Raw genomic sequence first — 22,440 nt, forward strand, 5'->3', positions numbered from 1 at the left:
CAAATCTATAACGCAGCGGAAAGCTAGCTGGAGGAAGCTAACGGTAGCCAGAGGGTAAAGACAGCACCGTTCGCATTGTGCGCTGAGAGCCTGCCTTGCTGCAGGACGACCAAGCGCTGGGCGATCGCAAGTCCCAGGCCGGCATGCCCGGTACGTTCGGCTCCCGCGGCCTGGTAGAAGGGGTCAAACACCTGGCCAAGGTCTTCTTCGCGGATGCCAGGCCCAGCATCGGCAACAGTGATCGCTGCTCCACCATCCCGTACTGACATCGTGAGTATGACTCTTGTATTCCGCGGAGAATGGGCGATGGCATTGCTGATGAGATTGTCCAGAACCCGCTCGGTCATCGCGATATCCGCCAGCACGCTCTCGGTCTCTGTCGCCGAAATGATGAGCTCAACACCAGCTCGTTCTGCCGCAGGTCTATGCTTCTGAACGACGTCGTAGAGCAACTCAGCCATGACAAACGGCTCGATATCCGGCTGTTTTTCACGGGCGTCCAGGGCGGCCAGTTCGAACAACTCCTCAACCTGCCTGCCCAACCGGTGTGTTTCTGACAGGGCCACCGCCAGGAACCGGCCTCGCTCTTCGGCTTCCAGGGTCTCATGCTTCATCCGCAGCGCTTCCAGGTAGCCCTGAATAGACGCCAGCGGTGTTCGAAGATCGTGAGACACCTGAGCAACCAGCTGTCGACGCTGGGCGTCTTTGTGCTTCAGGAGATCCAGTTGCGCCACAATGCGTCGCGCCATGAGATCAAACCGAGAGGCCAGGTAATCAATGTCGTCGCCCTTCTCGGCCAGTGGAGGACTCTGCTCAGAGGACAATTCCCGTTCAAACGACTCCACCCGTTCAGTCAGCCGGGACAGCCGCCGCGTTAACATTCGGAAGAACACCAACCCGGCCAGGAGCCCGACGAGCAGGCTCACCGCCAGGGCGCCTGCGCCCATCTGCAACAACCGGTTGCTGTGCACCATGCTCTCCGCGAGGTCGAATTCTTCACCCCTCAGAACCACATAAAGGTAGCCGGCAGGGTCGATTGCCGAGGGAACAGGGGTTACAGAGAACACTTTTTGCCGATCGTGACTACGAGGGTCGTCCCCCGGCAGAGGATAGGCGTCCGGGTTTTCGAGCAGTGTCTGGATTGGTTCGAGGGATACCCGATTGCGCTTGATTCGGTCCGGATCGGCGGAATAGGCAAGAATGGCCCCGTCGGTATCCAACAGGTAAATCTCAAGGCTGGGATTGATCGTCATATACAGCTCGAACAGCTGCTTCAGGGCATCCCGATTCAACTGGCCATCGGTGACCAGGTTTCGGTCAGAGACCAGATTCTGCGCCAGATTCCGGTTCAGTTGCTGGTTAACGGCAGCCGAATACTCTCTGACCGAGGCCAGGCTCAGCAAAGTGAATAGCCCGCCCACCACCAACAGCAGCAGGAACAGACCGATGGCCAGCCTCGCATACAGGGTTCGAAGCACGGAAAGGCCCATGGTTAATCCATAAACCGATAGCCCACGCCCCAGACCGTCTGAACGTAACGCGGTTCGGCCGGATCGGGCTCAATCTTGTTACGCAGGCGGTTGATATGGGTGTTTACGGTGTGCTCGTAGCCGTCGTGATTGTACCCCCAGACGGCATCCAGCAATTGGGCCCGGCTGAAAACCCGGCCACGATGGGAAGCAAAGTGCCACAGAAGATCGAACTCACGGGCGGTCAGATCGAGCTCGCGGCACTCCAGGAACACCCGGCGCCGAACCGGATCAATCCGCAGCCCGTCCGCCTCAATCTCCGCCACATCGTCTTCGGCTGAGCTCTTCCGGGAGAGCGCGTCCACGCGCCGGAACAGAGCTTTGATGCGAGCGGACAGTTCCGCCACGCTGAAAGGCTTGGTGAGGTAGTCATCCGCCCCCATTTCCAGCCCCAGCACCCTGTCCAGCTCGGTGCTCTTGGCGGTCAGCATGAGCACCGGCACATAACCCGCACTGGAGCGTATTTCCCGGCACACCGCCAAGCCATCCAGGCCCGGAAGCATGAGGTCCAGAATCACCAGGTCAATACCACCGTCCCGGAAACGCGCCAGGCCGCTGTCGCCCCGGTCCCGAAGAACCGCAGTCATGCCCAGGTCGGATACCTGCATGCGGACCAGTTCGCCGATACCGGGATTGTCTTCGATTATCAATACCGTGCGCGGCATGCAGCTGAGGGCTCCTTTCGGTCAACACTGGCTGTCAATCCAGTATTATCGTCAGTCCTCTGAGTCTATCGTGGAAAGTTCACAAAACCATAAACTTCTTCATAAACTCCGGACACAGACAATATCGAACCTCAAGCAAGCGATCACCCAATCACCACACCCCCATAGGCACAACATCAGTGACATAGTCTCTGAACCGGCGCGCAGGCCGCCCCAGCACTTCTTCAACCGTTTGAGTGGTGCTTTCATTGCGGCCATCAAGAATGTTCACAAACAGTTCGTTGATCAGCCACGCCATGTCGTCTGCCATACCCAGCGCCCTGGCGCCATCCAGATAGGCCTCCACCGGTAACGGCGTAAACCGGATCTCACGGCCAGTGGCCGCAGCAATCGCATGCACACACTCCTCGAACGAGAGCAGCTCCGGACCGGTAACTTCCAATACCTGGTTTTTCAATGCGGGATTGGTCAGCGACGCTACCGCCACACTGGCCAGGTCATCCACATCGATGAATGGTTCTCTGGCGTTGGGCCTGGGGAGCACCAGCTCACCCGCCTGCAGGCCCTGCAGCATAAAGCTTTCACTGAAGTTCTGCATAAACCAGCTGGCGCGAACCACGTTCCAGTCCAACCCGCTGCTTTCCAGTACCTGTTCTGCCCGCCGTGCACCCACCTCTCCACGCCCCGACATCAATACGAGGTGCGCCACACCCTGCTGTTTAGCTTCCGCCACAAAGGCACGCACATCCGTTTCCGCCGCCGGCACCGCGAGATCCGGGAAATACGTAACGTAGGCAGCACGCACTCCCTGAAGTGCCGCGGCCCAGGTACTGCGGTCTGCCCAATCAAAGGGGATGGGAGAAGAGCGTGACAGGCCGCGCGCCTCCAGCCCCATCTCACCCAGTTTTGCCAATACCCTGGAACCGGTCTTACCGGTGGCGCCAACAACAGCGATGACTTCTGATGTCATGGTTTGGTCCTCGTTAAACGATCACTGAAGGTTCCAGTTTACGAGGACAAAAACTGATGCTTAATGCTTTTCTATCTACTATATTTTGCAGATCGTCCAAAACCCGTGAGAAACAATGATCCCTGAACTTGAGCGGCGCATGCCGACAACCTCCGATCCACTCGGCGAGACGCTGTGTTCACTTCGCATGGATGGTACCGTCTACGCGACTGCCGAACTGATTAGCCCCTGGGGCATGGAGATGCCGCCGCTCGGGGGCAAAATGATGTTTCACATCGTCACCCAGGGAAGCTGCTGGTTGCGTTTCAAAGACCAGGATAGCCTGCTCCTTAAAACGGGCGACATGGCGCTGGTACCCAAAGGGGAAGGCCACTGTATTTCCCATAGTAACGATCAGCCGTGCGAGCCCTTTTTCGATATTCCTGTCACCCGGCTGACAGACCGCTTTGAGTTCATGCGCTATGGCGGGGCCGGCACGGAAGAACAGCGCACGGGCGAAGAAGAAACCCGACTGACCTGCGGCGTGCTTGGCTTCGACCAGATTGCGGCTCAGAAGCTCATTCGTGAACTGCCACAGTGCATTCACATAAAAGGCGACGATGGCGCCCTGCCCGCCCAGCTTACAACGCTGATACAACTGATGGAGCAGGAAGCCCGCGCACTATCACCCGGCGGGGTCACGGTGATGGCCCACCTGGCAGATATCATCGTGATTCAGGCCATACGACACTGGATCAACTCCAGCGCGGAAGCCAGCAAAGGCTGGCTGGGTGCGCTGAAAGATCCGAAACTGGGCAAGGCTCTGGCGGCCATACACGCACATCCTGAGGCTGACTGGACAGTCAGCCGGCTGGCCAGGCACGCGGGCATGTCCCGCTCCGGGTTTTCCGCCCGGTTTACCGAGGTGATAGGCACTTCAGTAAAACAGTACCTGACCGAATGGAGGATGAACCTGGCGCGTCTTAGAATTGGTCAATCACCCGTGACACTGACCGAGTTGGCTGAAGAGCTGGGGTACCAATCCGAAGCGGCGTTTTCGAGGGCTTACAAGCGGGTTTTCGGGGTGCCACCACTGCGGCGGAAAGGCTGCGAAAGGTAATCACATAATGAGCCCGACTTTCCCGCCCACGGCTCTATGGTTCAGATTTGAGTACCTCAGCCCGATCCCTCTCGTACTCTTCGTATGACTTACTGGAACGTTCGATGCATTCATCATACTGAGGGGGTGGCACACTGACACATTCCTGTCGGTTGTTTCGCTGCACATTGTCATACACGGCTTTGCTGCTACAGCCAGCAACCAAGACACACACCAGCAGTAAATACAGAGTTTTAGTCACGTTCATCATCCAGTTAGTGCGTAGAGTTTGTGGCATAGGAACCAAAGGGCCGCATTCCAGATCAACGTGATGCCGGCATCGTAGCCATCAACCTGGTTACATGCACAAGTCTCGCAAGCTCCTGAAGACCCGAACCTCAGTTCCCCGAGGTGCATTTTCCTGGGTCAACCAGATAGCCTTAAGACCTAACCACATTGCGGGCTTAATATCTTTAACGAAGCTATCGCCCACCACTGCCGTTCGAGTGACGCGGCTTGTTAATAATTGACCCAACTCCGAGGGTAACGCAAACGCCAGATTACCGACATCACATCAGCAAACCTCAAGCGACCAAGTAACACCAGAGCCAAAAAGACTCCCTGGACGCAAATGATCATTGCCACGACCAATAGCAAAACCATTGTGACCGCAAAGAATGCGGTCGGATCGCCGGGTTGTGCTGCTTCAGCGACATCAATCTCAAACGAGGTCGCCAAGAGCGGAACCAAAGTGAAGTACCATAGGCCAATACCGATCACTATTCCCGAACCCGAAGCTACATTTGAACAGAATCGATAGTAGGGCTTTAGCCTTCCAGCGTCATGAAGAAACTTCCGTATGCGACCCATATTCAGCTGATATTTAACGCCTTGGTTCAGTGGCGACTACGGAGCGCAGTGTATCCGGTGCAGGGCCGCCAGGCTTGAAACGATCTACGACAACTTGTTATGCAATGCCCAGTCGTCGCACGTCATTCGATATACCCGCACAGCTCGGGCATGGAATTCTCGAATCGTATAATCTCTGAACCCAACCTTCTCCGTCACCCTAACAGAGGCTGTGTGCTCCGGCTCGATAATAACAATTACCGACTCGCGGTGTGTTTGATCGAAAGCATACTGGAGGGCACCCTTTACAGCTTCTGTCGCGTACCCCTGGTGCCAGAAACTGCGCGCCAGCCGATAACCTAGATTGAGTTCTTCGACATCGCCAACCAACTCAGGCGCAATGCCACAGAAGCCGATAAAATGCCCAGATTCCTTCTCACAGAATGCCCACGGCCCTATTCCATGAGAGGCGTAACACTCAAGGCACCAATCAACGAACTTTCGAGTAGCTTCCTCGTCGCAAACTCCGCGAACGGAGAATTTCATGACTTCCGGATCACTGAGCATTGCGGTGAGCACCGGGACATCCTGATGGGATAGCTTCCTTGCAACCAACCTCTCTGTTTCAAACAATGACACCGCTCTCTCCCTGTGCTTCACGCCAGCAATAAAAGGCGCCCTGAAAAGGGCCTCCGGTGGGGGGCCTTTGGGCCGGAACGAATTTGATTGAATTGTTACACATTGACTGAATACTTGAGGTCACACGCCTCATCTCCAGTCATGCCACGAAAGCCCCAACAGTGTGGCGGTTGCTCCTTGATCGTGACTTCAACATCTACGGGTGATATGCCAACCACGGACTCAATCTTCTTGAAGAGTTCCTTGATCAGGGCCTTTTGGGTCTCGGGATTTCGACCCTGCATCATATTGATCTCGATGGCCGTGTAAGCGGGTGTCCTGCCACCAGGATAATAAAAATCCTCGGCTTCCATAGGGATGAAACGATGAGCCCGTTTGTCTTCCGGCATCCCAAGTACGGTTTGCATACATCCGTGAATGACTTCAGAGAGCTGAGCCTTGATCGGGTTAAGGTGTTCTTTGATTCCATAGATGACTATCACAATGCCTCCTGCAATGTTTAACGCCAGCCAGAAGCAGCTCCCTGACAAGGGCGCCCGGTGGAGGGCCATCAGCCTGGTACGACCTTAATGGCCTTGTTAGGTGCTGATGTCATTTGAGAGGATTTCCTCGTTCTCAAATTGCAGCCCAATGTGGATCCACCTAAATTCCGGCCGTGTTTCGAAACAAATTTCCCACTCCCGGTTATCAGTCGTATCCACAGAAATAGCAGAGACCTGAAACAGCTCCGAAGCAGCCATACCCTTTGGAATCGAATCCCAACCCGAGGCGATCGACACAAGGTGCTCGGAACACTTATCGAAATAGTGATCAAGCTCGGCAAGCTTGCTCAGTATGAACTGCACTGATTGAGGATAGGGCCCTCTCGCGTCGCCTGGAATACTATGGAAAACCTCGCCACTGGCCGCCTCCCAATAACCTTCACTTTCAAAAAAAGTCATCGGGCCCAACCTGTCGTGAACGATTTCGATACTTGGCTTATTGCGCCCAGATAAGGCTTTTTTGAGAAACGGAAACATTGATTTTGCTCACCTAACACCAGCCTGCATACGCGGCTGCGGAATGGAGGCGAAGCCGCAATGTAGTAGGCGTCGCCGTGCCGGGCCTTGTTATAAGTCTTGGCATAGACCCTCAGTTTAGATCCTTGCGGCGCCTATTGAAGTCACTGAGAACGAGCCCGCTTGTTACAAAGATGAACGGATATAGAAATTGATTGATAGCTGCGTCAAAACCGGCCCCTATCAGAGTCGAAACGGCATGAAGCACTCCGATACCGATCAGTATAATTGGTAAAAGTAGCTGTAGAACCTTGAACCACCTACTCAGACTACCCAATCCCCTACCCTCTATCCGCATCGGATCGCAAATATCTAGTCTCTTTCCAAAATCCAACAAAAACTTCTCGCAACTTATAACGCTCGCATTTGCGGCTAGTTTGGAGCACAGCGGAAAACCAGTCCGACAACATGCTCTTGTTAAGAGGTAGTGGCACGCTCCGCCTCATCAAGTTTCTTTAATGCGAACTCACCCCTTTCAGATACGGGCCGAGATTTATCCGAGATAAAACGCTCAGTAAACGTCCTGGCAACAGAACCTAAACTGTCTAGCTCTCGTATCAGAATCTCAGCTGAAACTCGCCTTACGATAGATGATCGATCTTCAGATGATTTTTTCAATAGTTCGAGCATTGGAGCTTTAACATTCAGCTTGCGCTCAGCAACGACAGGCTTTAGCCGGCCTTCACAATAACGTATATCGGTCCACTCCCATTTCCGGCCGTCCATCCATACAATCCGCCCTTCAAATAGGCTGCGGTATGCTTTAGCTCGAACCGACGGCTGAATCGCAAAACTAGCTATTTCTTCCATTTTTTCGTCAAGAATCGGTGTCCGGCCAAGTTGAGAAAAGAGCGATGGCATAGGCCCAGAAGCCGATGAAATCAACTTAGAACGAAGAGACTTTGCAATTTTCTCTTCACAGATAATTTGAAGAAGAACTTCTTTATCTCCTTCTTCGATCCTGCCCCAAGAGTTCCAATTGGAAAGCGCAATGCTTAGCGCCTCAACGACATAATCAGGATCTGTAGATCCTGCTATCTCTGGTAGTTTTTCTCTTGCAGCCTTGCGAACTTGAGGCACCCAATCATTAAGCCTGCGAACTGCTAGAGAAAAAAAGAATGCATTCGGCGCGGCCCCTGACAGGGCTCGTAGAGCTTTTTCTCGCCTGTAACCATCCCAGCTAATCAGGTCAAGCCAGGTTATAAATTCCTTGGGCTTTGACCAAACCTTCCATTTCGGAGTGCTGGACTCTCTTAACGCCGAAGAAAACTCAGAGCGAATCAAACGCTCCCAGTAGTCAAAGCTGGAAAGAGGCAAATTATCGGTTACATCAATCAGTGCAGACATATCAGCCACGACTTTGCTTCCTGAACGAATTGAGTTTGCAAAGTCTTGTACTGCCGAAATAACCTGGTCTTCGAATGTCTGCAATTGTTGCATTTACTGCTCGCCTCTTAACGCCTTGGGTAAGCTGACAGGACAGAGCGTAGCGGAGTACCGGTCGGCCTCACCTACTGGTATAAATTGCAGCCAAGCTTGAGACCATGCTTTTGATCGATTCGATCTCAGCGTCACGGTCGACTGCCTGGCAGTTGTATGTGATGAACAGAGCCGTTGGCCCACTGGCCACATACCATAGCTGCCAAAATTCATTGTCCGAACCAAATGCTAAAGTGAACCCTTTGAAGTCGCCAGCGGAGGTTTCCGTCAGTTTGGCACCGGCCTCTATGTGCTCTTGCGCCAGCCCTCTTAAGTCTTCTTCCGTGACCATTCCTTCTTTGGAATAGCTACTGATCTCGAGTGCTCCGACGCCTTCCGGATGAAAAACGATTGAGCAACCTTCTTCATGCTCTCCTAGCCACCCGGGCAGCAAATTGATTCGCCAGTTTGGTCCATCGAACTGATTCATAATTATTGCAACTTAACGCCCGTGCTAAACCGCCGGTACGGAGCGCAGCGTAGTGCCGGTCGGCTAGAGCCCCTGGTTAACCATATTTGGCCGATGTTTGCTTCATGAACCGGAGAACTCGGATGTTCTCCGCCAAGGCATTTGGATTTGTATTCATCACTTTAGCTGAGGTGTGATGGCAGCTCAGTATTCTCGCATCTGTGATTTGGGATACAAAAATATGCGCCCGCCTCGCTGCACTCCCAACCAGCACTATACATTTGAGGGCAGGCATGGCCTCGATAATTGGCTGCAGATATGAAATGCCAGACTGAATGTCCTTGCCCTTCGCCGCTCGGATAGAAGACTTGCTTTGGTTACCGATGTACCAGGGGACCGTATTCCAAACAGCAATTTCTTTTCTATCTATTCCGGCTTGCTCAAGCTGTTGCTTGAAGTTTCTTGCTGTTGGGTCTGAATTATCAAAAGATATATATCCAGTTTTTAGAGCCTTTGCACCTGGGGCCTCGAAAAGAAACAGAAACGTTGCGTTCTCGTTTCCATTACGCGGATCAAATCCCGGGACATCCTCGGAACATCCATGCTCTTGCCTTATTTTGTCTACGACTGCTGATAGATTCATTTCATTGGTTAACGCCTGTGTAAGCCGCCGGGACGGAGCACAGCAGAGTATCGGTCAGCTTGACCAACTTGTTACAAGGCACTGGTTATCGCCCAGTCTTTGTACTTAACCACGAATTCTTTGGCTTCTTCCAATGTGTCAGGGTATGGAACAGACTCATAGCTGTTGGGATTTGGCCTGATTTTCTGGAACAAGAAGCCATGCGCTATTAAAAACCCGACCTTTTTCCATTGGGCATTGTCGCTTTTCTTTGGTGCTTTAAAGTGCCGCCCAACGTTGAACATAGTGTCGTTGCATATCGGACACGACATGGTGAGAGGATAATCGGAAGGCGTACCCTCAACATGGCGCTTATTGGCAGTTCTGCACGTAAGGCACACATAGGATTTGGAATAGTCTGGCCCCGACACCTTTTGGCTTGATTTGCTGCTTCGGGTGCCTGAATCCCAACAAAGGGCCTTTTTCGTGTCCCGATCAAGAGTCATGTATTGCCTTGTAACGTTTGCAGCATGCGCGCCGACGCAATGGAGCCGAAGGCGCAATGTAGTGGGCGTCACCGTGCCTGCACTGGTTAACTGGCGCTAGCACCGTAGTATGACCTCAGCACCTTATGACGGTGTTTGAAGATGAACCGGTAAACAGGCGCCAGAATGTAGGCCAATAGAGGCAACCGACACTGGAACTCGACGGCATCAGTAACCCGACATGATGCTCCGTTTCTATCGATGTTCCGACGATGGTGCCACAACTTATTGATCAATGAACTGGATTCCTCCACAAAACCCCGTTGACGATCGATACTTTGAAGAAAGAACTTGTGCCTATCTATTGGGAAGATGCCAAACAGCAATATCCAGCTTGAAAAGAGCACCTCGCCTTTGGGCCACTCGAAAATTGCCTTGTTTGACCATACAGGAGGAGCTGTCATACGAATAAAAGGACCCAGTTCCCTATTCACTCCGCTCATGGTGAGCAGCGCGCTAATATCTTCCGGGCTGAGCTCAAGATTACTCGATACTTCAAATTTCACTATGATCTTCCGTGACAGTTAACGCCAAAATTAAGCGGCGCCCGACTAGGGCGTCCGGTGGACGGCCGCCAGGCCGGGAACGAACTTGAATGATTGGTTAAATGTTCCCACGCTGCTTGTCGAGTTCATTAAGAGCCTCCCCATCCTTTTCGTCGATGGCCCGCCAATACTCGAGATCACGAATTCGATCTAGCTGTTCCGAGACCTCTTGATAGTCGTCTTCAAGGATCGACAGACGCTGCTTCAAGTCCTCGTTTTCTGACTGAAGATCATCGAGTGCTTCTTGGAGTTTGCGCAGGGAATTACCCGTCGCGGGGAACCTATTGATTTCGTGCCAAACCCCAAGTGCAAGAGCGGCTACCGAAACCCAGATTAGCCAATCCATGACCCAGACTCCTTGTGACATTTAACGCAAAGCTAAGCGGCGGCCCGTCAGGGACGTCCGGTGGACGGCCGCGAGGCCGGGAACGTACTTAAGCGATTGGTTAGCGTAGTTCACGATCGGCGCAACCTGCTCGAAAAGTATGAATCACTACCATGCAGCGTAACACCGGAATCCCCAGGAGCCTCAGGGAAACGCTGCGGCGGAATATTTGTAAGACGAAACGGTATATCCACCTGATTATTGCCAGCACCTACACAGAAGTCATTTAGCCTGACGAGCGAGCTCCTGAAGTCCGTAGCTGGCTCCCAAAGAACCATAAATGCCAGCGGAAAAAATTTTAAAACGGAGCTAACCAGTGGCGGTGTGCCGGTATGAACCAGAAAACCAAAATTGCGAATCGCCACTTGATCCCAGAATGGATAGACCCAGTAGTAAAAGTGCAGGCTGTCTGGGATTTCTTTATCTGGGTTTAATACCAAATCCGCCATAGCATCGCCCATATCTCCCCTTGGAAAACGTTCGACTCCGAGCGCGAGAATGTGGCCACACACAGCACGAATAATTTTGCCCGGCACAACGGGAAAAGTGGTCGCATTAGGGCGAGCCACCAAACTATGTAGGTACGAGCCAACGTTGTTAGCGAAATTTTTTAATTCTTGGTCGTAGAGCCCACCGAGATAGTCGTTATTGCAGACGGAGCAAATACTTCGGAATTTAACACCTTGCTGAAAATCCCTCCCCTTCCGATCTTTTTCAGCTTTTGCATTGAGCACCTCGCTGATGCCGTACAGGGTCATTCTAGGAAACTTAATCGTGCCTTTAGGTGGCACATGGTCTTCAGTCAGCTTGCCATGCGTCCCGCAGATATTGCATAGCCCTTTTTTGGGACCTTTGGTTTTAATAAAAGGCATGGCTATCTCCCGAAAACGCTAACGCCTTGGTTTAGCGGCGGCCCGACAGGGGCGTCCGGTGGAGGCCGCAGGCCGGAACGAACTACAACAACTTGTTAAAAACTCCCGAAGACATCCTGGTACCAGAACTTGTTTTTGTCCTTGAACCACGACTCATTCTCGGGGGTACAAAGCGCTGCGAGAGGCTTTGCTGACAACCTGTAGCGCTCCAAGATAGCTAGCAAATCTCTCATGGCTTGCTCGTCCACCTCTGATTCTTGGATATGCAGATAGCCGCGGTCGATGCTTTTGATGCATGGGATTTCCTGCGCCCAAGTAAAGAAGTGATCCTCGTCGAGCTGTGAATAATAGACCACTGGCTGCGTATCAATTTTGAGCACGGTTCCCTCCGATTTTTAACGCTGAATGTTAAGCGGCGCCTGCGGAGCGCAGCGTAGTAAGCGTCCGGCGGACGGCCGCCAGGCCGGTAGCGAACTTGAACGATTGGTTATACATGAGGCTACCACCCCCACCAGTGCCAAACTTTGGCGATACCGCGCCAGACACCCCCGAGAATAGACGGAAACAGTTTCGGTAGCAGCAACGCCAACACAGCAAAAATCAAGATACAGGAAATGAGGTAACGACTGCTGAGAAAGCCATCCCAGTATACCGCCAACTCCAAATTGACCCAGAGCCAAACGAATACTGCGGTTGGGATAGAGAAAAACAGTGATGCAAAAAGGCTAATCAACCTTGTTTCAATCGGCCCACCTTGGCCGCGATTCCTTGCCATGATCTACGAACATTCCTTGTGTATAACGCCTGCAGCATGCGCGCCCATGAAATGGAGCCGAAGGCGCAATGTAATGGGCGTCGCCGTGCCTGCATTGGTTATGTTTTTGAATACGGCTTGCCACCGTCCACCGTAGGCCAACCATATACTTTGACATGATTTATAAGCCTGCCTTTTTCCGACTGCTGTTCGGATGACAACTCGTTGCCACCCCACTCGTTGGTGAAATAGTGCTCATGGGGAAAATCCCCAGCTTTCGCTTTTCCAGCAATCTCGAGAAGCTGCTTTGCAAAATACTCAAGGCCCGCTGGATCTCCATGAACAAAGACCTGCTCACCTTCCTCGTCAGTTTCGAATGTCAGTAGGTAATCGTCCATACTTCCTCAGAAAACATAACGCTGATGGTAACCGGCGCCGGAGCGCAGCGGAGGGAACCAAAAGCGGTTGGCTTTTGGCGTCCGGTTGACCGCCTGGTTACATGGTGATTCGGTAGTATCGGCCATGCTCTCCATCCTTAGTACCATTGTGCGTGGCCTGCCATCCCAATTTTTGAGCTACTCTCTGGCTAGCCACATTGTCATCCGCGATGAAAACCTGAACGGTATCGAAATCGATCTCGGAGGATAGCCTTTCAACTGCCAACTCGCATGCCTTGGCAGCTATGCCGTTGCCCCAAAACTCCGATCTGATGAAATAGCCGAAATCCAGAACACCATCCATCTGTTTAATGCCGCAGAACCCGATGAACTCGTCAGTATCAGCGTTGGCTACAGCGAAGCGGGCCGGGTTAGTAAGCGCACTCTCAAACCACGAATCTGCCTCATCTTCAGCCAGGGCACGACGAGGCCCAAGAAACCGCATTACCTGCGGATCTCGAAGCATAGAAATGACAGCCCCTTTATCTTGGTGACGAAGATTCCTCAGTTTCACCGAAATCATAGGCCTGACTTCACCATGTAACGCCGATGTTAAGCGGCCGACTTGCCGGAGCACCGCGTAGGCAAGGCGGTCCGGTGGAGGCCCTCTAGGGCCGGAACGTACTTGAACTACTGGTTATGCGATTTACCCGTAAGGTAAAACCTGAATACCAATGCTTGTACCAGCGCGACCAGCCCAAAAAACGCTGCAGCCTGCATATTTGAGAAGATCAAAACACCCGCAAAAAACAGAATAGCGACGACAACGTAATATCGATAGCCACCACTCGTATACTTGCAAATAACCCAATGACTGGGGAGACCGACCGCTAGCCAGCCAAGCACCGAAAGCAAAATGTAAACCGCGCTAAAAATGCCGGCGAATGCGAGAAAGCCATAGGCACTATTCAGGCTGGAAAATGCATCTAGCGTTAATGCGCCGTAAACGAAAAATGCAGCACCTACCCAGCCAATGCTCTTTAACATGGCTTTATCCCAACAGCCCAACTCCAATCATTCTCTCCTACGCATAACGCCAGCCAACATGCGCGGCTACGAAATGGAGGCGAAGCCGCAATGTAGTAGGCGTCGCCGTGATTGGCCTTGTTAGGCTCTATGACTTTTTACCTAGACCGGGCGCCCCACCTTGCACAATCTTTGGGCGGCGGCGATTAAAACCCGAAATCTTATGAATTTCTTGGATTTTCTCTGCCACCCTTTTTCGATAACTCAATTTAATCTGATCAACCGTCTTAGGCGGCTGCCTGGTTTGACGAGATTTCTTAGGTTTGATCGATTTCTTTATCTTCTTGAGTTCTTTTCTGCTCTCTTCATATACTGCCTTGTTCGTCTCATAAAGGCGGGAGAGAACCTCTTGGTCATCATTTGAGAGCGCCAGAACCTTGAGAGCCTTCTTCAGCCCTTGCACGATCGGAGCCAAATTATGTACTTGGGCCTCAAGCTCCTTTTTCCGATCACTTAGTTCATTCATTAGTAATGCCTAACGCCGCCAGCATGCGCGGCTTTGTAGTGGAGGCGCAGCCGCAACGAAAAAGGCGTCGCCGTGCCTGGCCTTGTTAGCCATTGGGTGCCACAACAGACAGCACAAAATCTTTCGGAGGGCTGAGCTGACAATTGCGAGCCCCTTCTGCAGCGCCCCAGCCGAGCCAAACCCGATTTTCTTTCTCTGCCATTTGGCCCAATAGAAGTTGGTAACTGCTCTGTAGCGCCAAAAGCTCACCATTTTTATAGTCTTCAATAAGGAAAATAAATTTCCTCACATCGTATTTATTACGCGGTCCATAACGATAGCGGATAACGACATCAGACACATTGGTTTTGCTTTGACGTTGCCGATAATGTTCTTTTCCTCCAACCATGCCGCACAGCCCTAGCTTGAGCTGATCTTTATTGGTCGCAGAGATTATAAAGCTTCCCTCGCAAAGCAAATTGGTCCGCGGTCTTGAGGAGCTCAAATCATCGCTGTTGAATAGAAGCTGTACGGTTTGAAACCTTTCCGGTTCGCTTAATAGGTCAGAAGCCAATTTTGTTGGATAGTAATTTTGTTCGATTACACCCGAAACGGGGTAATACTCCAAAGCAATGCTGGCAGAAAGCACCTTCGAAAAGACTTGTTCCTGTGCAGTGCGACATGCCTCTTCGAAGTGAGCAAACCTCTCATCGTCCGTAACTCGATCGGTCAGATACGATAAAAACGCAACCAAGGCAATTGCGGACATGATCATTGCAAGAGCGATTTTCAAAAACCTTTACCTCGGTTCTGGCTAATGCTTGCAGCATGCGCGCCCACGAAATGGAGCCAAAGGCGCAATGTAGTAGGCGTCGCCGTGCCTGCACTGGTTAGTTTCGTTGGAGGTTCCTCTTTCTCCAACCGTCGTTCTTTAACCCGCTCTTGTGGGGCCACTTCAAAATCTTTTTATAGATTTCATAATCAAACACATCATCCATATCTTTGCCGCCCTCAAAATAGAATTCATCCTCTTCAATTCTCCTGCAGATTCGGAGTAGCTCGTCATTGATGATCGAAATAACCTGCCTGGCGTCCTTTTGCTTAATTCGCCACGGAGTAGAAATTCGACTATCTGCATCTATTTTTCCTTTGGCCCGAGAAAGGCCAACATAGATAGAGTTTTGTTTCTTCTCTTCCAACTGTCGGTTCTGAATCAAAGAGACGAAATTTGGAGAGTAATCGTCTGTCTCTCTAGCGACAAAATTCCATTGCTTCGCTGGGTGCAAATATAGGAGCTTTAGCCAACCCTGCTCAAATTCGGCATCCTCGTACCCCTCGTTGGTTTCGGATGTCCAAATATAGTGGTCTACCCAGTTGGCCTTTGAGAATTCTTCCAGAGCCAAGACCGAAAGCTGAAACGCACGTGGGAACGAGCCATTTTCATAAAGAAGGATAGAATCAAAGTGAAGACGAATGGCATTCCTCAAGGCCTCAGTGGCAATCCTGTTGAGCTTGTACTTTGAGACACCTTCTTCTTTCTTCACTGACGATCCATATAAGAAACTAACGCCGGTGGGTAATGGGCGGCTACGGAGCGCAGCGCAGTAGGCGTCCCGTTGACCACTTGGTTAACTGTACTTTACTCCGCCATAACTTTTTCCCACATATGGGCACAGTAGCCACAAATGTCGCCGTCGGATAGTTCCTCTGGAGGAATATTGCAGCCACACCTTACACACTCATGAGTGGCGGACCCGCAACACGAAACGCAAATACCTTCATGGACAATGTAGGTCCCGAAGCCGCACAAAGGACAGTCGACAACCGGCGTCTCACCGCCATCTTTCTGAGCGGAGTACGCATCATCGGCGTAAAACTCGTTCACCGCATCGTTTACTATGTCGTCATAGTGAGTTTCAGTTCCGCAGGCTCGGCATTTGAATGTTGCCGCTGCTCCCTCACCTAAATCCTCAGTTTCAAGCAGGCCGGAGCCGCACTCATCGCAATGATATTCTTGCAGTGCATGGAGAATTTCATCGGTGTAGTAGCTAAGCTTCTCCAGAGTTAAATCGCACTCCTGTTTCTCCTTGGCGTAAACCTCGTTTACGTCTACAAGAATTCGCCAGTAGTCCTCACCAAGTAACGATTTAGGATCATCACCCAACTCATCCACTATAAAATCTCGAATGATAATAAAAGAGTCGGAGATCAACTGCTTCACAGATTGACTGTTCTGGGTGCTGTAGTAGTGCTCTATATCATTCCTATATTTGTTGATTCTCTCCAAACGACTCCAATCAACAGATATATTCAAAGAATCAAAACGTTCTTTAATATTCTGTACATCTACAGTTTTTTTGCCCTTGCCAACCCAGTTGACTGCTCCTGTTGCATCAAGTTCTGGCAAGACCCTCTGCTTGATAAGTGCTTCATCGGAACCTTGAGGGCTTAGTTCGCAAAGTTTGTGCTTAAACAACAGCAAGATGCCCGCAAATATATTCCGTGTCGATGACATGATCCTTCGTTCATCGGGTGACTCGAAATCTTCTAAGCCCACTGCGATTGAATCAAGGGCATTTTTGAGGATGCTCATGACTTTTCCTTTGTACTGTTAACGCCTTGGCTTTGCGGCGCACCGAAGCGCAAGCGTAGGTGCGTCCGACAACAGCCACTTGTTATGCATTTACAGTCCTTGCCAGTCCATGTAAGCGACAATAGCTCTTTCGTCTTTAGGGTATTTTGATGCAGCTTGGTTCCAATGGCGGATTAGGTCGATATCGTAAGCTGCTTTTGCGACCGCTATGGCGTAGTTTGCGCAGAATTCAGAAAAATCCGGATCACAAAGCCGCAGTAATTCAAGGGCGTCAAAATTTCGATGCAAGTCCAAAAGCACGGCTGCATAGTTATTGATAAGTAGAGAGCTGGTATCTCCAGATTCATAAGCTTGCTTGAGCAGCCCTGCCGCTTGCTCCAAACATTCCGTGAATCTGCTCTGGTCACTCCACGCCTGACTGTGCAGTTTTACGGACTCTGCGATTACGTCCATGCTGGTACTCAATTTAGTGCATAACGCCTTGGGTAAGCCGCCGGGACGGAGCGCAGCGTAGTACCGGTCGGCTTGACCCATTTGTTACGAGAGCGGTTTCCACTCATGTTCTCGCAGCCTCACCTTACTATCCGAGAGCTCTTCCTCAAGAGCTTCGGCCTCAATAACCATTTGCTGCAACTCGCTGAGCTGAATAACTTCGTCCTCTTTCTTGTCTGAGGCGATAGCCTCCTTGAACTCCTCCTCACCTTGGAAAAGGCAAAGCACGAGGGGATTATGAGCTACGGCATTACGCTTTTCTGCGAGCTTCCTGGCTTTCTTTAAATTGGATATGAAGATCTCTATCTTCTCTGGGGGCGACTGTTTTTCCTTCGCCAGGTCGATAACCAAATCGATCCGTTGAGAAAACCTCATCTTTGCGAGGTGACGGTACACAGATTCGTTGAGCCACTCTTTCAGACAGTGATGCGTAACGCTCTCCATTGCAGCAAAAGCAATAAGCAGCCGACCAACCAAAGTTGCCCACTCGTGATCGGGATCAACCATCCGTGCCATTCGCTACTCCATACTCGTAACGCTTTTGTTTAGCGGCGCCCCGTCAGGGGCGTCCGGTGGAGGCCGCAGGCCGGAACAACCTACAACAACTTGTTAGGGCTACCAGGCACTCCCCCTTGTTTCGCCCGTCACCGGATCACGAGTAAATTGGAGGTTTGCTGGATAATCTCTCCCAACTACCCGAAACGCTCTGAGAATATTTTGCAAAGAGACAAAGTAAACCTTTTTGTTGCGAATCTTATCAGAGGCGATGTAAACGCCGTCAATCTCTGCGTCGCCTGCAACAACAAACACGTAGCTATGGATAAACTGGTTGCAAAGAAACCCAATATCCCTTGTCTCCAAATGCCTTGAGGAAAGGTCGTACAGGCGGTCAAGGTGATGCCAGTTCAAATCGTGAACCGGCTCTTTGTTGGGATACCACTCGACCTCAAATTTAAGTTTTTTCGTCGAATCAGAGACTTTCAGAGTCTCCAACAGCTTTCGAATTGAATAAAACCCTATAAAGAGCTCTTTTTCGATCCGAACAAAAGTCTTCTCTTGAGTTCGGTCGGAGAACTTCACTGAGCGCAGCCACTTAGCCGATTTGAGTAACGGCTCCTTCCAATCAGATGACTCCCAAATCATTTCGAGTCTTATGCCTTAACGCCAACAGCAGGGGCGCGACGAAAGGAGCGTCCCTTGCCTGTACTGGTTATGTGACTTCCAATGTTTAAGCAAAGTAGAAATAGACATCTTTGATTAAAGATCCGACTTCATCGGAAATCTCTTGGTCACCGTGTTTCTGAACTTCGGCCAAAATGCCTTTCGCGGGAAGCGGACCTCGCACAGCTCTCAGAGCAGCTAACTCGGCGTGCAGCTTGTTCCTAGTTGCTGCATTCGATATTGCTGCATCGACGATACTGCCCAACGCGTCTATCCCTTCTTCCCTAGTCATACCGCTCTGACCACATAACGCTGGAATTAAGCGGGGCCGGCACGGCGTCCGCTTGAATGAGTTGTTACGCCGCGACCATCTCACCAGCCGCCAATGAGGCTCGTAAATCAATGACAGGCTCCATTGATCCTACTCGGTATGTGTATGAAAGCGGCTGGCCTCTAGCAATATCAATGAGGTCGACGAGGGATTCCGTTGCCCTTATAGCTTCAGCTGGAAGGTCTTGGGGCTCATAGCTGCTGAGTGTTCCGGGCTTCATATGTGCGATCTGCTCATGTCGCATTTTCAGGACTGGCTCGGCAAGTGAAAGAAACTTCTCTGCTGCTTCTTTCACGTCTACACTCGATCCTCGAAAAGAGCCGCGCTTCAGAAGCATTGATACAGACCTTGCATCCTTCCGCTTATCCGCGAGGCGAGCTATGCGTATCACCAACATTTCCAACAATGCATTGAGGGCTACAAGTTGATTCGCCAACTCAAATCTTGTCGGGCTCTTAGCAAGGCCTTCCACCAATCGCTGATGCGTGTAGATAGAGGTCAGGATGTGCCAAGCCTCTGTTTCTATTTCATCGAGAATCGTCATGAATGCTCCATAGCGGCATAACGCTGAAATAAGCGGCGACCCATCAGGGGCGTCCGGTGGAGGCCGAAGGCCGGAACGTACTTGATTGATTTGTTATGCTTTTTCTCGATTTTTCTTGAGGCGTCGTGCAGCCGCGCAAACATCTTTTACAAGCTTTTTAGCACTCATGCTAAGCAAGTATGCGGCCTTATCGACTTCTGCCATCGTTTTAGTGCCATCGGCCATTGCGTGAGTAAGATCGTTGCGATCCTCTTTCCACTTATGGATTCTATCCATGAGCGGATCATCAAAGTACGCAGCCAGCAGAGCGTCGTTTCGTTTACGCTGACGAATCTCCTGCATTTTCTTGCCGAGCATCCGAATAGGGCGATGATTGGCGTACGTTGGTCCTCCCGACTGTCTCAATGCGGAAAGTAGACGATCCTCAAGAACCGTATATGCAAACCAGCAAGCTTCAAGGTAGAACTGCTGATCGTGAGCACTATTCATGCGGCTCATAAGTTCTTTGTAATGATTATTCTTTTCGTCCAAAGTTAACTACTCCTTTGAGCATAACGCTGAGCGAAGCGGCGGCTGAAAGCCGTCCGCCTTACGCGGTTTGTTATGTGCTGGAGTTTAGAGTTCATCTCGGAGCCGATCACGACGCTGCGCAATGAATTCCTCGTAGCTATTGTCTTGAGCTCGATGCAGCGTTTTCTCAAAGATACAGCACAAATTCCAAAGTGCCCTTTGTTCGGCCTGATCTTCGATAGAGAGTCGATCTGTATCACTAAATCTACGGACAAACTCGAAAAGCACCCACGCTTCGTCTTCTGTGAGCTTAAACTCAATTTCGTCGCTCATGGATACTCCTACACATAACAGCTAATTATACGAACGCGTTCGTATAACACGCATTCGTATAACTCCAAAAAAAGCGACTCTCAGAAACCCCAGCTTCACCAATAAAATCAGCAGATTACCTAAATCCACCACGGCTACCGCCGGAGTTATACGCCCGTGTTCGAGCCACCCCTGCTCCAGATTGGGGGCGTATAACTCCGCACGCCCCGATATTCCTTTTCAAACTTATCAGAAGGTTAGCAACATTTCGCCCTGGTTTCCCGGAGTTTTGCGAACGCGTTCGTATAACTCCGCTTCTGGATACTTGATTGACAATTCCGGAAAATTAAATACTGTATATTTATACACAACCATTAAGGAGCCAGGATATAGACATCCGCTGCCCGATTTCTCCGCAATCCACACGCTTTCTGGATCGGCTCAGAAATTTTATCCGACTTCGCGGTCTCGCTTACAAAACCGAGAAAACCTATGTGTTCTGGATCAAGTGCTTTGTCGGGAGTTTCGAGGCTTCCGGTTGTGTTCAGCCCGGACGAGGCCAGGCGGGTAATTGATAATCTAAAGGGCGAATTCAAGCTGGTGGCCATGCTGATCTACGGTGCGGGCCTGAGGATTAACGAAGCTCTTCGCTTACGTGTCAAAGACGTCGATTTCGGCATGCAGCAGTTGATCGTTTGCGAAGGGAAATTGACCAGGCCGTTTAGGATTCCCAGTTACTCGCTGGTATTCGGCGGATATGAATGTGGCTGATCAGGCGGATGGTGGGCCGTACCAGGAACTGGAAGCTGCCGATAATAAACAGCCAGATTGCGGCGGTCTCATGCTTCGGAAACAGGAAGAGTATGCTCCCCACCAGAAACCAGATGGCGATGAAGAAATCATTGATGATGCTGATCATCTCGTAGCGGCGCCGGATGATCAGCTCTTCGTGGCCAAGTTTCAGGGTAAGCGGGTTGTCCATTGATTGTTCGTCCATGGCACTTCCTGTTTCCGGTCTGTTTGAAGCGATTATGGGTAAAGTTCGTCGGTTCTGGCGGCCATGATGAAATCGTTTTTGTGCAGGCCTCCGATTTTATGGGTCCACCAGCGTACGGTGGCTTTCCCCCATTCCAACAGTATCGCGGGGTGGTGGCCTTCTTCTTCCGCCAGGTCCGCCACTTTGTTGGTAAAGGCCTGGGCCTGGACAAAGTTTTTGAAGGTAAACACCCGCTGTAACTGCTCTTCCCCATCCTGAACGATCAACTGCCATTCAGGCACGTCTTTCAACAGGGTCTGCTTTTCAGCATCCGTGACCTGGGGTGCATCGGCACTGCAGGCGCTGCAGCTTTGCTGGCCAAGATTCGACATAGCGTCCTCCACTATATTTGTGGCTTCAACCACATCGTGGGTGCCCCCCCGTCGTTTATCAACCCGGCAGTTGAAATCGACCCTTTTTCCGAATACTGTATATATAAACAGTATTCGAGAAATAAGCATGAGCAAATCACTCAACCACCTGCTTCAGGACGCCCGTATCTGGCAGGGTCATAAGCCCCAGAAACACGCCTCTCCGGCGGAGCACACGGGGTATCAGGTTCTGGATAACCAACTTGGTGGGCTCGGCTGGCCCAAGGGTGCCTTGAGTGAATGCCTGCTGGACAGCTGTGGCATTGGCGAGCTGCACCTGGTACTTCCGCTTATGCAGAAGGTCGCCAGGCAGGGAAAGACCATTTTCTGGCTGAACCCGCCCCACACACCTTATGCCCCGGCGCTGGCCAGGGCTGGCGTAAATACCGATCAACTGGTGCTGGTTCAAACTCACGATTCCGCTGACTTTCTGTGGACACTGGAAAACTGCCTGCGCTCCCCTGTCACAGGCCTGGTGATGGCCTGGCCGGGGAAGTTGGCCACCCGGGATATCCGCCGGCTGCAACTGGCCTCCGAAGCGGGTAACAATGTCTGCATTCTGTTTCGGGAACGTCGGCAGGCAGAGCAGCATTCACCGGCCGCGCTTCGGCTGGAATTGATTCCCGGAGAACACCAGGATCTCAAGATCAACATTCTGAAACGCCGTGGTAGCTGGCCAGGGCAGCGCTGCACTCTTGCCCTTGGGCATCGCGCGGGCATTCAGGCCAGCGACCCCACTGGTGTGATTCAGGGGCCATGGTCACAGGATGGAGCCACCTGATT

The 22,440-nt window shown here is 51.4% G+C and carries 32 protein-coding genes; 4 read left to right on the top strand and 28 right to left on the bottom strand.

Annotated elements, in window-relative coordinates; translation table 11 throughout:
• Window positions 1-23: 23 nt before the first annotated feature.
• The 3 genes from MARHY_RS10800 to MARHY_RS10810 all read right to left on the bottom strand — a co-directional run bounded on the left by MARHY_RS10800 (window position 24) and on the right by MARHY_RS10810 (window position 3,164).
• Window positions 24-1,490, bottom strand: a complete 1,467-nt coding sequence (locus tag MARHY_RS10800) for a sensor histidine kinase (protein WP_014421836.1) — start codon at window positions 1,488-1,490, stop codon at window positions 24-26.
• A gap of 2 nt (window positions 1,491-1,492) precedes the next feature.
• Window positions 1,493-2,194: a response regulator transcription factor gene (locus MARHY_RS10805; protein ID WP_014421837.1), complete on the bottom strand. Its 702-nt coding sequence runs from the start codon at window positions 2,192-2,194 to the stop codon at window positions 1,493-1,495.
• Between the two features lie 151 nt (window positions 2,195-2,345).
• Window positions 2,346-3,164 carry an NAD(P)H-binding protein gene (locus MARHY_RS10810; RefSeq protein ID WP_014421838.1) on the bottom strand — a complete coding sequence of 273 codons (819 nt, stop codon included), beginning with the start codon at window positions 3,162-3,164 and terminating at the stop codon, window positions 2,346-2,348.
• Window positions 3,165-3,303: 139 nt separating this feature from the next.
• On the opposite strand from MARHY_RS10810, the gene MARHY_RS10815 reads away from it, so the two are divergent.
• The gene (locus MARHY_RS10815) at window positions 3,304-4,263 is read left to right on the top strand and encodes an AraC family transcriptional regulator (RefSeq protein ID WP_226374323.1); all 960 of its coding nucleotides are present in this window, start codon (window positions 3,304-3,306) and stop codon (window positions 4,261-4,263) included.
• Between the two features lie 933 nt (window positions 4,264-5,196).
• On the opposite strand, the gene MARHY_RS10825 is transcribed toward MARHY_RS10815, so the two are convergent.
• The 23 genes from MARHY_RS10825 to MARHY_RS10955 all read right to left on the bottom strand — a co-directional run bounded on the left by MARHY_RS10825 (window position 5,197) and on the right by MARHY_RS10955 (window position 20,271).
• Window positions 5,197-5,730, bottom strand: coding sequence for a GNAT family N-acetyltransferase (locus MARHY_RS10825; protein ID WP_014421843.1), 534 nt, complete (start codon window positions 5,728-5,730; stop codon window positions 5,197-5,199).
• 95 nt (window positions 5,731-5,825) lie between these two features.
• Window positions 5,826-6,212, bottom strand: a complete 387-nt coding sequence (locus tag MARHY_RS10830) for a tautomerase family protein (RefSeq protein WP_014421844.1) — start codon at window positions 6,210-6,212, stop codon at window positions 5,826-5,828.
• Window positions 6,213-6,308: 96 nt separating this feature from the next.
• Complete coding sequence (locus tag MARHY_RS10835) at window positions 6,309-6,749, bottom strand: hypothetical protein (protein ID WP_014421845.1); 441 nt, start codon at window positions 6,747-6,749, stop codon at window positions 6,309-6,311.
• Window positions 6,750-7,205: 456 nt separating this feature from the next.
• A complete protein-coding gene (locus MARHY_RS10845; RefSeq protein ID WP_014421848.1) occupies window positions 7,206-8,228 on the bottom strand; it encodes a hypothetical protein in 1,023 nt (340 codons plus the stop codon).
• 67 nt (window positions 8,229-8,295) lie between these two features.
• On the bottom strand, window positions 8,296-8,697 hold the full coding sequence (locus MARHY_RS10850; protein WP_014421849.1) for a hypothetical protein: 402 nt from the start codon (window positions 8,695-8,697) through the stop codon (window positions 8,296-8,298).
• A gap of 76 nt (window positions 8,698-8,773) precedes the next feature.
• Window positions 8,774-9,319: a uracil-DNA glycosylase gene (locus MARHY_RS10855; RefSeq protein ID WP_050999010.1), complete on the bottom strand. Its 546-nt coding sequence runs from the start codon at window positions 9,317-9,319 to the stop codon at window positions 8,774-8,776.
• 571 nt (window positions 9,320-9,890) lie between these two features.
• Window positions 9,891-10,349: an Rv1443c family protein gene (locus MARHY_RS10865; protein ID WP_041654798.1), complete on the bottom strand. Its 459-nt coding sequence runs from the start codon at window positions 10,347-10,349 to the stop codon at window positions 9,891-9,893.
• Window positions 10,350-10,446: 97 nt separating this feature from the next.
• Window positions 10,447-10,734: a hypothetical protein gene (locus tag MARHY_RS10870; RefSeq protein WP_014421850.1), complete on the bottom strand. Its 288-nt coding sequence runs from the start codon at window positions 10,732-10,734 to the stop codon at window positions 10,447-10,449.
• A gap of 110 nt (window positions 10,735-10,844) precedes the next feature.
• Complete coding sequence (locus MARHY_RS10875) at window positions 10,845-11,645, bottom strand: hypothetical protein (RefSeq protein ID WP_014421851.1); 801 nt, start codon at window positions 11,643-11,645, stop codon at window positions 10,845-10,847.
• 95 nt (window positions 11,646-11,740) lie between these two features.
• Window positions 11,741-12,025 carry a hypothetical protein gene (locus tag MARHY_RS10880; protein ID WP_014421852.1) on the bottom strand — a complete coding sequence of 95 codons (285 nt, stop codon included), beginning with the start codon at window positions 12,023-12,025 and terminating at the stop codon, window positions 11,741-11,743.
• Window positions 12,026-12,518: 493 nt separating this feature from the next.
• Window positions 12,519-12,797, bottom strand: a complete 279-nt coding sequence (locus MARHY_RS10890) for an Imm32 family immunity protein (RefSeq protein ID WP_014421853.1) — start codon at window positions 12,795-12,797, stop codon at window positions 12,519-12,521.
• Window positions 12,798-12,894: 97 nt separating this feature from the next.
• On the bottom strand, window positions 12,895-13,359 hold the full coding sequence (locus MARHY_RS10895) for a GNAT family N-acetyltransferase (RefSeq protein WP_014421855.1): 465 nt from the start codon (window positions 13,357-13,359) through the stop codon (window positions 12,895-12,897).
• A gap of 107 nt (window positions 13,360-13,466) precedes the next feature.
• Entirely contained in the window at window positions 13,467-13,823 is a 357-nt protein-coding gene (locus MARHY_RS10900; RefSeq protein ID WP_152526094.1) for a hypothetical protein, read from the bottom strand.
• 127 nt (window positions 13,824-13,950) lie between these two features.
• Window positions 13,951-14,328, bottom strand: a complete 378-nt coding sequence (locus MARHY_RS10905) for a hypothetical protein (protein WP_014421857.1) — start codon at window positions 14,326-14,328, stop codon at window positions 13,951-13,953.
• 85 nt (window positions 14,329-14,413) lie between these two features.
• The gene (locus MARHY_RS10910; RefSeq protein WP_014421858.1) at window positions 14,414-15,100 is read right to left on the bottom strand and encodes a hypothetical protein; all 687 of its coding nucleotides are present in this window, start codon (window positions 15,098-15,100) and stop codon (window positions 14,414-14,416) included.
• Window positions 15,101-15,197: 97 nt separating this feature from the next.
• Window positions 15,198-15,851 carry an AbiV family abortive infection protein gene (locus MARHY_RS10915; protein ID WP_014421859.1) on the bottom strand — a complete coding sequence of 218 codons (654 nt, stop codon included), beginning with the start codon at window positions 15,849-15,851 and terminating at the stop codon, window positions 15,198-15,200.
• Window positions 15,852-15,946: 95 nt separating this feature from the next.
• Complete coding sequence (locus MARHY_RS10920; protein WP_014421860.1) at window positions 15,947-16,900, bottom strand: hypothetical protein; 954 nt, start codon at window positions 16,898-16,900, stop codon at window positions 15,947-15,949.
• Between the two features lie 90 nt (window positions 16,901-16,990).
• Entirely contained in the window at window positions 16,991-17,353 is a 363-nt protein-coding gene (locus MARHY_RS10925) for a hypothetical protein (RefSeq protein ID WP_147271089.1), read from the bottom strand.
• Between the two features lie 84 nt (window positions 17,354-17,437).
• Window positions 17,438-17,908, bottom strand: a complete 471-nt coding sequence (locus tag MARHY_RS10930; RefSeq protein ID WP_014421862.1) for a hypothetical protein — start codon at window positions 17,906-17,908, stop codon at window positions 17,438-17,440.
• A gap of 99 nt (window positions 17,909-18,007) precedes the next feature.
• Window positions 18,008-18,535: a hypothetical protein gene (locus tag MARHY_RS10935; protein ID WP_014421863.1), complete on the bottom strand. Its 528-nt coding sequence runs from the start codon at window positions 18,533-18,535 to the stop codon at window positions 18,008-18,010.
• Between the two features lie 374 nt (window positions 18,536-18,909).
• Entirely contained in the window at window positions 18,910-19,428 is a 519-nt protein-coding gene (locus MARHY_RS10945; RefSeq protein ID WP_014421865.1) for a hypothetical protein, read from the bottom strand.
• Between the two features lie 93 nt (window positions 19,429-19,521).
• Window positions 19,522-19,959: a hypothetical protein gene (locus MARHY_RS10950; RefSeq protein ID WP_014421866.1), complete on the bottom strand. Its 438-nt coding sequence runs from the start codon at window positions 19,957-19,959 to the stop codon at window positions 19,522-19,524.
• 84 nt (window positions 19,960-20,043) lie between these two features.
• Window positions 20,044-20,271 (bottom strand): hypothetical protein, encoded by a 228-nt coding sequence (locus MARHY_RS10955; RefSeq protein WP_014421867.1) that lies wholly within the window; start codon window positions 20,269-20,271, stop codon window positions 20,044-20,046.
• Between the two features lie 431 nt (window positions 20,272-20,702).
• Between MARHY_RS10955 and MARHY_RS19105 the strand changes: the two genes are divergently transcribed.
• Both MARHY_RS19105 and MARHY_RS19045 read left to right on the top strand, forming a co-directional pair.
• Entirely contained in the window at window positions 20,703-20,825 is a 123-nt protein-coding gene (locus tag MARHY_RS19105; RefSeq protein ID WP_407635400.1) for a hypothetical protein, read from the top strand.
• Between the two features lie 31 nt (window positions 20,826-20,856).
• A complete protein-coding gene (locus MARHY_RS19045) occupies window positions 20,857-21,021 on the top strand; it encodes a tyrosine-type recombinase/integrase (protein WP_327022074.1) in 165 nt (54 codons plus the stop codon).
• Here MARHY_RS19045 and MARHY_RS10960 read toward each other — a convergent pair.
• On the bottom strand, window positions 20,972-21,247 hold the full coding sequence (locus tag MARHY_RS10960; RefSeq protein ID WP_014421871.1) for a YrhK family protein: 276 nt from the start codon (window positions 21,245-21,247) through the stop codon (window positions 20,972-20,974). The genes MARHY_RS19045 and MARHY_RS10960 overlap by 50 nt on opposite strands.
• A gap of 32 nt (window positions 21,248-21,279) precedes the next feature.
• Window positions 21,280-21,618: a 4a-hydroxytetrahydrobiopterin dehydratase gene (locus MARHY_RS10965; RefSeq protein WP_014421872.1), complete on the bottom strand. Its 339-nt coding sequence runs from the start codon at window positions 21,616-21,618 to the stop codon at window positions 21,280-21,282.
• Between the two features lie 127 nt (window positions 21,619-21,745).
• On the opposite strand from MARHY_RS10965, the gene imuA reads away from it, so the two are divergent.
• The gene (gene imuA, locus MARHY_RS10970) at window positions 21,746-22,438 is read left to right on the top strand and encodes a translesion DNA synthesis-associated protein ImuA (protein ID WP_011784491.1); all 693 of its coding nucleotides are present in this window, start codon (window positions 21,746-21,748) and stop codon (window positions 22,436-22,438) included.
• Window positions 22,439-22,440: the final 2 nt, after the last annotated feature.

The sequence above is a fragment of the Marinobacter nauticus ATCC 49840 genome (genome assembly GCF_000284615.1).
Classification (GTDB): domain Bacteria; phylum Pseudomonadota; class Gammaproteobacteria; order Pseudomonadales; family Oleiphilaceae; genus Marinobacter; species Marinobacter nauticus.